Annotated in this window: 9 protein-coding genes; 3 read left to right on the top strand and 6 right to left on the bottom strand. The window is 65.7% G+C overall.

The annotated features are described in order from the left end of the window. Positions 1-145 precede the first annotated feature (145 nt). The 3 genes from H7290_RS16120 (at position 146) to H7290_RS16110 (ending at position 2,989) form a co-directional block, all read left to right on the top strand. Entirely contained in the window at positions 146-640 is a 495-nt protein-coding gene (locus H7290_RS16120; RefSeq protein ID WP_290515040.1) for a hypothetical protein, read from the top strand. Further along, on the top strand, positions 637-1,266 hold the full coding sequence (locus H7290_RS16115) for a hypothetical protein (protein ID WP_290515039.1): 630 nt from the start codon (positions 637-639) through the stop codon (positions 1,264-1,266). Before H7290_RS16120 ends, H7290_RS16115 begins: the two co-directional genes overlap by 4 nt. Positions 1,267-1,387: 121 nt before the next feature. Further along, positions 1,388-2,989: a relaxase/mobilization nuclease domain-containing protein gene (locus H7290_RS16110; RefSeq protein WP_290515038.1), complete on the top strand. Its 1,602-nt coding sequence runs from the start codon at positions 1,388-1,390 to the stop codon at positions 2,987-2,989. 103 nt (positions 2,990-3,092) lie between these two features. Here the strand turns inward: H7290_RS16110 and H7290_RS16105 are convergent, their stop codons facing one another. The 6 genes from H7290_RS16105 to H7290_RS16080 all read right to left on the bottom strand — a co-directional run. Continuing rightward, positions 3,093-3,560 (bottom strand): hypothetical protein, encoded by a 468-nt coding sequence (locus H7290_RS16105; protein ID WP_290515037.1) that lies wholly within the window; start codon positions 3,558-3,560, stop codon positions 3,093-3,095. Positions 3,561-3,575: 15 nt separating this feature from the next. Continuing rightward, positions 3,576-4,517: a hypothetical protein gene (locus H7290_RS16100; RefSeq protein WP_290515036.1), complete on the bottom strand. Its 942-nt coding sequence runs from the start codon at positions 4,515-4,517 to the stop codon at positions 3,576-3,578. Positions 4,518-4,614: 97 nt separating this feature from the next. Next, complete coding sequence (locus tag H7290_RS16095) at positions 4,615-5,370, bottom strand: hypothetical protein (RefSeq protein WP_290515035.1); 756 nt, start codon at positions 5,368-5,370, stop codon at positions 4,615-4,617. Between the two features lie 28 nt (positions 5,371-5,398). Then, positions 5,399-5,827 (bottom strand): DUF4913 domain-containing protein, encoded by a 429-nt coding sequence (locus tag H7290_RS16090; RefSeq protein WP_290515034.1) that lies wholly within the window; start codon positions 5,825-5,827, stop codon positions 5,399-5,401. A gap of 14 nt (positions 5,828-5,841) precedes the next feature. Then, positions 5,842-7,536 (bottom strand): TraM recognition domain-containing protein, encoded by a 1,695-nt coding sequence (locus H7290_RS16085; protein WP_290515033.1) that lies wholly within the window; start codon positions 7,534-7,536, stop codon positions 5,842-5,844. Next, a partial coding sequence (locus tag H7290_RS16080; protein ID WP_290515032.1) for an ATP/GTP-binding protein occupies positions 7,536-8,955 on the bottom strand: 1,420 nt, incomplete at its 5' end. The genes H7290_RS16085 and H7290_RS16080, both read right to left, overlap by 1 nt.

Raw genomic sequence — 8,955 nt, 5'->3', positions numbered from 1 at the left:
TCGGGAGCGGGGGTAGGTCCCGCCCGAAGGGCGTTCAACAACTCGGCGCGCAGCGCTCTGGTTCATTTCTGGCCTCGTCTGAGCATCTACGTCACCGCCACATGGTGCGCTGACGTAGATGAAGCGGAGCAAGATATGCATATAGGTGTCCTATTTGCTGGACTTCGGCTGCGCCGCAGGCGACACTTGGGGTGTCGTGTCCCCGTTGTGGTCGCTGCGCTGGGCCGAAGAGGAGGTGATCGCGGTGGCGGGTCGAGACCGCACCAGGCGATCGAACGCGGTCGACGGACCGCGCGAGAAGCGCGTCGTCGTCAAGCTCTCCGACGACGAGGTCAGACGGCTCAGGGCGCGCGCCGGCGATCAGGGTGTGACCATTCAGGGGCTCATGGTTGCCGCCGCTCTGAGCGACTCGGTCGAGTCCGTGACCGAGCGCCGGCGAGTGGGCACCGAGCTGATGCGGGTGCAGCGGCTCATCGGTGGCACGGCCGACAACATGAACCAGATCGCCAGGAAGGCGAACACGGTCCATGAGGTGCCGAGCAACTTTGGCGCCGCGATCGAGGAAGCCCGAGCTACGTGGTCGAGTTGTGCCGAGATCCTTGAGCAGCTGGCCGTTCTGAATCGGCAGGCCGGTGTATGAGCGGAGCAGCTGTGGTCGCCCCGTGTCACCTGTACCACCTGTACGACGTCGCAGGCCGCCTCTTGTACGTGGGGATGACTGGCGACGTCGACGCGCGTATGGAGCAGCACGAGAAGGCGCAGGCGTGGTGGCCGTTGGTCGATCGCCGGTGGGTCGTGACGTACCCGTCGAGGGGTGCGTGTGCGGCGGCCGAGGCGCTGACGATTCATCTTCTGCGCCCGCCGCACAACGTGGCTGTGCCGGACGCCACGAGGTGCGCCGCGCTGACCGAGCGGTCGGGCACCGAGATCCCCGCAGCCGTTGATGTTGTGGTCGAGGTCGACGAGCAGCGCCGTCGGGCCGATCGTGCCGAGGCTCGGGTCGCGCAGCTCGAGCGGGCGTTGGAGCGAGCTGTGCGCCGTATTGCAGACTGCGTGATCTCATGGGTGAGATACGGCGTACCAACACTGACCTCCACCGAGTCGTCGACAAACTGGTGGCTACCCCCGTCGGACGGTCCGGATTCGAGCGGGGCGCGGTCGTACACCACGTCCTACGAACGACACGGGCACGGTGCTGGGACATCGTGTACGGGCATCACATTTCCCCTCCCCCAGACCTGGTGGCACTCATGGCCGAGCAGCTGACCGCCGATCAGGCCAATGGCCCGGACAGGAAGGTGTCGGCCGGCGCCACCGATACCTGGGCCGACGGGACTGATCGGAAGTGATCGTCAAGGTCAGCCGCGGTGGCTCAGCCTCGGGTCTCATGAACTACCTGGCCGGACCCGGTCGCAGCAACGAGCACGAGAACCCCCATCTCGTCGGCGCGTCCGAGGGCATCATGTCCTGGTACTCCACGGCCGAACTGTCGCGCATCCAAGCCACCGAGCTGGGCCGCTTCCTCGAGGCTCCGAACAGGCAGCACGGCACCGCAGTTCGCAAAGCCGTCAAGGCCCGGACCGAGGACGGCGGGACTGTCCTGACCGGCGAGCGCCGCGACGCTCACGTCTGGCACTGCTCGCTGTCGCTGGCGCCGGATCATCCTGCGATCAGCGATGAGGCGTGGGGCGAGATCGCTAACGAGTTCGTCCGGGCCATGGACTTCGTCTCCATCGACGAACACGGCAACGAGGTGAAGGCCCCGTGCCGGTGGGTGGCCACCCACCACGGCAGCAGCGTCAACGGCGGCGACCACATCCACATCGCCGTGAACCTCGTCCGCGAGGACGGCACCAAAGCGTCGACGAGCAACGACTTCAAGCGTGCGTCGAAGGCGTGCACCGAGATCGAGCTACGGCACGGCCTGACCGTGCTCGAGTCGCGTCAGAACGGCTACGGCATCAAGGACCTCACCAGGGCCGAGCTGGTCAAGGCCAACAAGACCAGCGCGGAGCCTGACCGGCTGATGCTCGGGCGCACGGTCCGCGCCTACGCAACCGGGTCGGCCGACGAGGCCGAATTCGTGCGTCGATGCCGCCGCGGTGGTGTGCTGGTCCGTCCCCGCTACGCGTCCGATCGGACCGATGTAGTGGTGGGTTACTCAGTGGCCGCGAGGCCACCTGCAGGTGAGAGTCCGGTGTGGTTCGGCGGCGGAAATTTGGGCCGTGACCTGACGCTGCCCCGGCTGCGCAGCGGGTGGCCTGATACCCCTGAGGAGCACACCGCGGCGGTGGCGGAATGGAACGCTGCGAAGCGCGATCAGCGGCCGGTGGCACCTGGCCGGGAGGTCGGTGAGGTCGACCCCGCACTGTGGGACAAGTGCCATGCGGAGATCTCCGAGCTGCACGATCGGATGGTCGCTGTTCCGGTCGAGGACACCGCGGCGTGGGCGCAGCTGGCCAAGGAGACGTCGGGGGTGTTCGCGGCCTGGTCGGTCCAGACCGAGGATCAGCCCGGGCCGCTCGCGGAGGCGTCCACGGCGCTGTCGAGGTTCAGTCAGGTCCAGGCGCACAAAGTGCCGGTCAAGCAGGTTCCGCAGCCCGGTCTCCGCGACGCTGCACTGTTGCTGATGCAGGCTGGTGCGTCGCCGCGATCGCGTGCGTCAAAGGCCTTGCTCGTCGCGCAGCTGCGCAAGACGTTGAAGGCGTTGTACGACTACCAGCAGGCGGCTGGCCAGCTGCAGGCCGCTAACCAGGTCAAGGCGACCGTGGGTGGTCAGCTCAAGCAGGTCGCGGATCGTCTGCCGAAGGTCGACCCGAATGCTCGAGGTGTGGGCGCTGCCGGGTCGCAGGCCGCCGACGTGTTCCGTGCCCCGGGTCAGCTGCCGCAGCAGCCCGGCGCTCCCGTGCGTGAACCGCTGCGGCCGGGTGAGCCTGAGCCGTCGTCGACGACGCCGGCGCAGAAGCCTGGCCAGGGGCTCGGGCGCTAGATAGAGCTCGAATCGGATCTAGGAATCAGCGTTGCCATCACGGTTTCCTCAGCGAGGGACAGCAATGTCGCTGAACACAACGGCGTGCCGCGCTGCTGATCGTTTACCAGAGGTGTGTGATCGTCCCTACCGCTTGTCCCCAGCCCTCAGTCGTCAGGCTCAGGGCTGCTGCGAGGTTGGCAGTTGGCCAGTCGACTCGGATGACCAGCGAGGTCGGGTGTCCTGGGATCCAGTACGTCGCCAGAGCCATCAGGTCAGAGGCTCTGGCACCGAGGCAGACCAGGCTTCCGGTGGCTGCCGTGTAGGTGTGATCGGACGTCTCCGCAGCCACGGCGATCGTTCCCGGTCCGTCGTCTTCGGGGACGTCGTTCCCGAACACCGGGTACGGAACTCCGAGGTCAGCCGACAGCTTGGGCGAGATGACCACGGTTAGATCGAGAGCGACGCCTGTGCTGTAGCCGCGCACGTTGCTGACCCACACCGCGTGACCGGACCCGACCGCTGGAACAGTGCCGGCGTCGAGGGAGATGGGAATCTCACGGCGCGAGGCTGCGAAGTACTCGTTGTTCACGGGCGAGTCATCTCATCACACGTAGGGGCAGGACCGGTTCGATCCGGTCTTGCACTTCGCTGTGCCTGTCTTGACTCCATCATAGTAGCGAGTGCTGTTGGGGATGAAGGTCGCGCGCATACGGATCCGCTGGCGCAACGTCTTGCCGGCTTGGTCCTTGTGGCTGACGTACTCGACGCCCTTGCCGGTGCCATCGCGGTTGCCGCTGTCGCCGGCGGTGTTGCGGCCGCACTCGCTTCCTGAGCAGTCCGAGTAGATGTCCGCGAAAATGTTCTGGAAGTTGCCACTGTTGGTCGCGTACAGCGAGGTGAATGAGAACTTGTCGCCCTCTCGGCCGGGGTCGACCGTCCAAGTGGTCTTGACCTTGTCGGTGATGTTGCAGGCACCGCGGTAGCAGTAGCCGCCATCGAGTTCGGTCTTCACTGACCAGGATCGAGCGTCGTTCTTCTCAAAGCCCCGCAGCTCGAAGTCAGTCGGCGAGCTCGGCACCAGCGGGCCGTCTGCAGCCAGCCGCACCTGATCGACGGGCTCGCCTGCCTGGTCGACCAGCGCGACGTTCTGGTCCTCCTGCTCGTCGACGACAGTCTCAACCGACTCTTGGGCATCTGAGATGGCGTCGCTGTCCGACCCGCTACCGCCAGGAGATCCCGGAAGGTTGACCTCGTCGCCGGCAGCGATCGCGGCCTGCAGGTCGTCGAGTACTGCTGTTGCGTCGTCCGCGATGTCGGGGTTCGCTTCGACTGCAAGCTCGACTCGTTCGGCGAACGACTGATCTTCGTTACCAACGATCCACAGAGCGCCTTCGGGCACCTCATCAGCGGACACCGAATCAGAGACAGCCACGGTCGATGGTGGGGCCACGGGTGCCAGCCCCAGGCCGCCTCCCAGCCCAGCCGCTTGCGCGAGAAGAACAGACGCCGCAGCGACAGTCACGATTCTGAGGGGCCGAATTGTCATGCGCTCTCCTGCACCCAGGATGACGCCCGATCAGCGCCGAGGAATCGAAAGTAACAGCGACCGAGGACCGGGCGAGGGCAATTCGAACTATTGGCTTTCAGCGGCTCGGACGCTGCGTGGGTCGCTGAGCGACCTTCGGAGCCTTCACGGGCTCGGGAGACGAGCCGGACCCAGCCACTCGAGGGTTCACGGCTTCGCGGGCCGGCTTGGCGTTGCCGGTGTCGACGAGCATGCGGACGTCGATCTCCTCGGCGCTCGCAACGCCCTGGAGGTCGCTGGCCATCTGCTCGCGGCGTTCAGCTGAGTCCCACAGCGCAGCTTCGCGACCCTGCACGGCGGATTGGTAATCGCTGTCCGCGTGGCCACCATCGGTCAGGTCCGCGGCCGAGTCGGCCGACATGGCCACGGCCGCGCCAACGTCCTGGCGGGCCTCGGCTCGCTGCGCGTCGGCCTCACGGTTTAGTGATCCGCTGTGCGTCAGGTCGTCAGGGGTGATCCCGTATCGAGCGCTCACCTCGTTGCGGATCCGCATCGCGTCGCGGCGCAGGGTGTGGTCGATGTCTTCCCATGCGTGAGCTACCTCGTACGCGGAAGTGACGTCTTCAACCGTGGCGGTGTCCCACCAGTCGTCACGTGCGGTGGGTGCGGTCAGCGCCGCCGCAACCTGCCGCTCGGCCTCGAGCCGGGTCTGTAGCTCCGTGGCCTCCTGTGTGCTGGCGGCGGCGGCCTCGCGGACGTCTTGCTCGCGAGCTCGAGCAATTCTCTGAGCGACCTGGGCGGCCGCCATCAGCGCTGTGCGGAGTTTCGCCGAGGTCGTTTCGACCACTTCATCGTTATCGGGTGCGTTCGTCATGGTTGCGCTCCTGCTCTGGTGGTGGGTGTCAGCTGTTTTCGGCGGCGTAGAGGCCGTCTGGTGGTGTTTCGGCGGTTAGGCCGATGCTCTTGCCTTCGTGGCCTTTGGCGATTGAGCAGCCGCGAAAGCTGAGGCGGTCGTCGAGCAGGATCGGTAGGTGGTGGTCGGCGTGGACGCGCAGCCAGTCTGAGGCGCCGGTTCCTGGATTGAGGCGCAGCTTCTCCCACGATCGCCACAGCCCCTCGAGTCGGTACGCGGCTTCTGGGTGCAGCCACCACTTCGGGCACCAGGTCTGGCCTGGAGTGGTTGACACGTCCCGGCGAAACATGGGGATGAAGAAGTCGTTGATGAAGTCCGGCAGCGACTCGTAGTACAGGGACTCCGGCTCGCCGGCGTTGTCGACCTCGAGTGGGACGTCAACTGTGTGGTCCTCTTCGTCAGCCCAGTTGTCAGTCATGCGATCTCCCCCGGTTAATTCGCTGCGGTGGCTTTCTTGACGGTGGTGGCGTGTGGTCCGTCCATCCACGGGACGGTCCGCATCAGGGCCGCGCGTGTTCCCGATGCCAGGACGATCGCGCGGCCGCGTGGCATGGACCGTAGGTCTGCAACGTCCAGGATTAGTTCGGACTGGTCTTGGCGGCTGACGCTGCGGCCGTTCTTGCCGTAGCTGACTGAGGGCCGGTTGTTGGTGTAGTCACCGATGGCCTTGGACAGGTCGGTCAGGAAGTCGACCTCGTCGACGCCGCCGGCGTAGACCTTGATATTGGCGGCCGACCACAGCTTCTTCATGCCTGACTGGCCCCACACGGCGGCGCCCTGGGTCCAGGACTGCAAGAAGGTGGAGATCAGGATTCCGCGTGAACCGTAGTGGGAGTAGAGGTTGGGTAGCTCGGCCCACCGGCAGACGTTGGCGGCCTCGTCGAGCACGACCAGGATGGGGACGTCGAGGCGTCCGTTGGCCGTGGTCTTGGCCAGGTCCTCGCCGGCCTCGCAGATCGTCGCCGCGAGCGCGGCCACCAGGCCGCCAGCTGATCCCTGGCCTTCCTTGGACAGTGAGTAGAGGGTGTCACTCGAGCGCACGAAGGCGTGGGGGTCGAATTCTCGCCGCGGACCACGGCCGGGAGGTGTTACCCAGGCCATGGCCTCGCGGTTCAGCATGAACGAGGCCATCTGCTGGGCGTTGCCGTAGATGCCGCCACGTTCTTCGTGGGGTTTGGTGATGACGCCTCGCAGCGCCGCGGCGTGCATCGCGTAATCGTGGTCGTCGAGATACGTTGCGGCCGACTCATCGCTCGGGTCGGTCAACCAGGTGTAGACCTGCGTGAGCGGCTGGCCGGCGACCGCGGCCGCCAGCAGCATGTAGGCGAGCAGATCACGGCCCTGCGGGTTGAAGTACGGGTCGACCTTGGCTTCCGGTTCGTGGCTGGCGGCCTCGAACATGTCCGCTAGGCGTAGCGCTTTGATCTCGTCGGTGACGTACGACAGAGGGTTCCACCACCAGGTGGACCGCTCCCCCACGATGCTCTGCGGGTCGAAGACCCACACGTTGCCGACTGACGCCCGGTAGACGCGCGTCACGGCAACGACGTCGGACTTGTTCGACGTCGTCAGGACCGCGCCAGGTGCGGCCAGAATGTCTGGGATGACGAAGCTTGTCGTCTTGCCCACACGTGGGCCGGCCATCACCGTGGCGACGTCCTCCCAGGACCTGTACAGGGTCCTTTTGCCTTTCACGCTCGTGCCGATCGGTACGCCCGGAGCTGAGGTCACGCCGAGGCGTCTGGCGATCTTCTTGGCTTCGGACTCACGTAACGGTCCGAGCCGTGCGCCCTGGGCCATGTGGCGGTCGGCTTTGTCGATCGGCAGCCGGCGACCCGTGGACCGCATCACCGACACGAGCACCAGGACCAGAAGCAGGAGCACGACCGCTCCCACGCCTACTGCCACCTTGGTGGCGGTGGGCGTCCAGTCGGCGGTGCCCTTGTAGAGGTCGAATGGCAGCTTGAACAGGTTCTTGCTTGGAGCGGGACGACTGTCTAGTCTCGCGGCGAGATGAAGGATCGACCACAGGGCACCCAGAGCGACCAGGACGGTAACCGCAACTCCGAAGGCGACGACACCACCAGGATCGATGCCGGCCCCAGTCTTGCGTGAGGTGGAGGACATCAGATCGCCTGGCTTCCAAGAAGACTGTTGCCGTCGGTGGGCTCGATGCTGTGCCATCTTTTGTTGGTGTCGTTCACGGATCGTTCGATTTCGGTCAGGGTGACTTGAAAGGGGATGCCGGGGCGGCCGCCGACTTTGACGAGAAACTTGCCTCGCCCGGGCGGGGCGGATTCGCGGCCGGATTCGGGATCCCACGACGGTGGGGCGGACCAGCCGATGAGCATCTGCTCTTCGGCGTGAGACATCATGACGGCCTCGTTGATGCGCGGCATCTCGGACTGTGGGAGCCCACCGCAGAGCACCATGCCGGCGCGCTCGACGAACCCGCGTGCCTTCATCCGGTCATGATCGTCCGGCAGCGCCATCAGATCAGCCATCGTGTGGGAGATCATCGCCATCCCCACACCGCGTTGACGGTTCAGGCGGGTCAGCGCGTCGACACGGTCGACCATGCCCCGGCCGGCGCGGATCGCGCGCCACAACTCATCCAGGACCACGAAGTAGTTCCGCTGCGGCTCCAGACCGGCGTCAGCCAGAGCGTGGGCAATGTTGATGGCACCGAAACCGTACGACCAGCACGCCAACATCACGGCCGCCTGCAGGTCGGACTCCGAGTCGTCGATCGACGACAGGTCGAAGACCACCGGACGGTCACGTTTCATCGGCACCGTTGTTTGTTGGGAGAAGATGTCACCCAACCGCCCACCCGACGTCAGGCCGATCAGTGTTGCCTCGAGCCCCTCGGTGATGTCGCGGTACCGGTTGATGTCCCCGCGATCCAAAGCGACATGCCGCAGGTCCTCGGGGGCGTCCTGGATGACCTTGAGAAGATCCCCAAGAACGATGATGCCGGTGTGGGTTTCGTCGAGGATCTTCAACGCCCGGTCGATGATCGTCTCTTCGCGATCGGTGGGCGGTTCGGAACGAAGGATCGTGATGAGCGCGCCGACCATGGTCAGTTTGCGTCCGTGGGCGTCTGCGAGGACTTGCTGTCGGGCGGGCCCGGTGAGGCGGTCGGCGGCTTCGTAGGCTTCGCCGGGGTCGAGGACGTTGATGCTGCCGCGGCCTCTACCGAGCTCGATGACCTGACCGCCCATTTCGCGGATCAGGTCGACGTAGTCCGGTTTCAGGTCACCGAAGATCATCGGGTTGACCCCAAAACCCGCCAGCCCGAGCGCCATGCGCCGGACCATGCTGGACTTGCCCAGACCGGGAAGTCCCAGGACGAATGCTGAGGGGTTGGAGATCAGCTGCGCACGCTGGAACCAGCTGATCGGGTCGCAGCACAACGTGCCACCGGTGAGCATGTTCCGTCCCAAGGGGACACCGACCATGGGTGATCCGGATCCTGCGGCGTAGGGCCACAGGCCGCAGACCTGCACGGTCGTGCCACGCCACTCCGTGGGTGCTTGGAGGTAG

It is taken from the genome of Aeromicrobium sp. (assembly GCF_014378035.1).
Lineage (GTDB): Bacteria > Actinomycetota > Actinomycetes > Propionibacteriales > Nocardioidaceae > Aeromicrobium.
The sequence above is the reverse complement of the archived record's forward strand: the minus strand, read 5'-3'. Positions and strand labels throughout refer to the sequence as shown.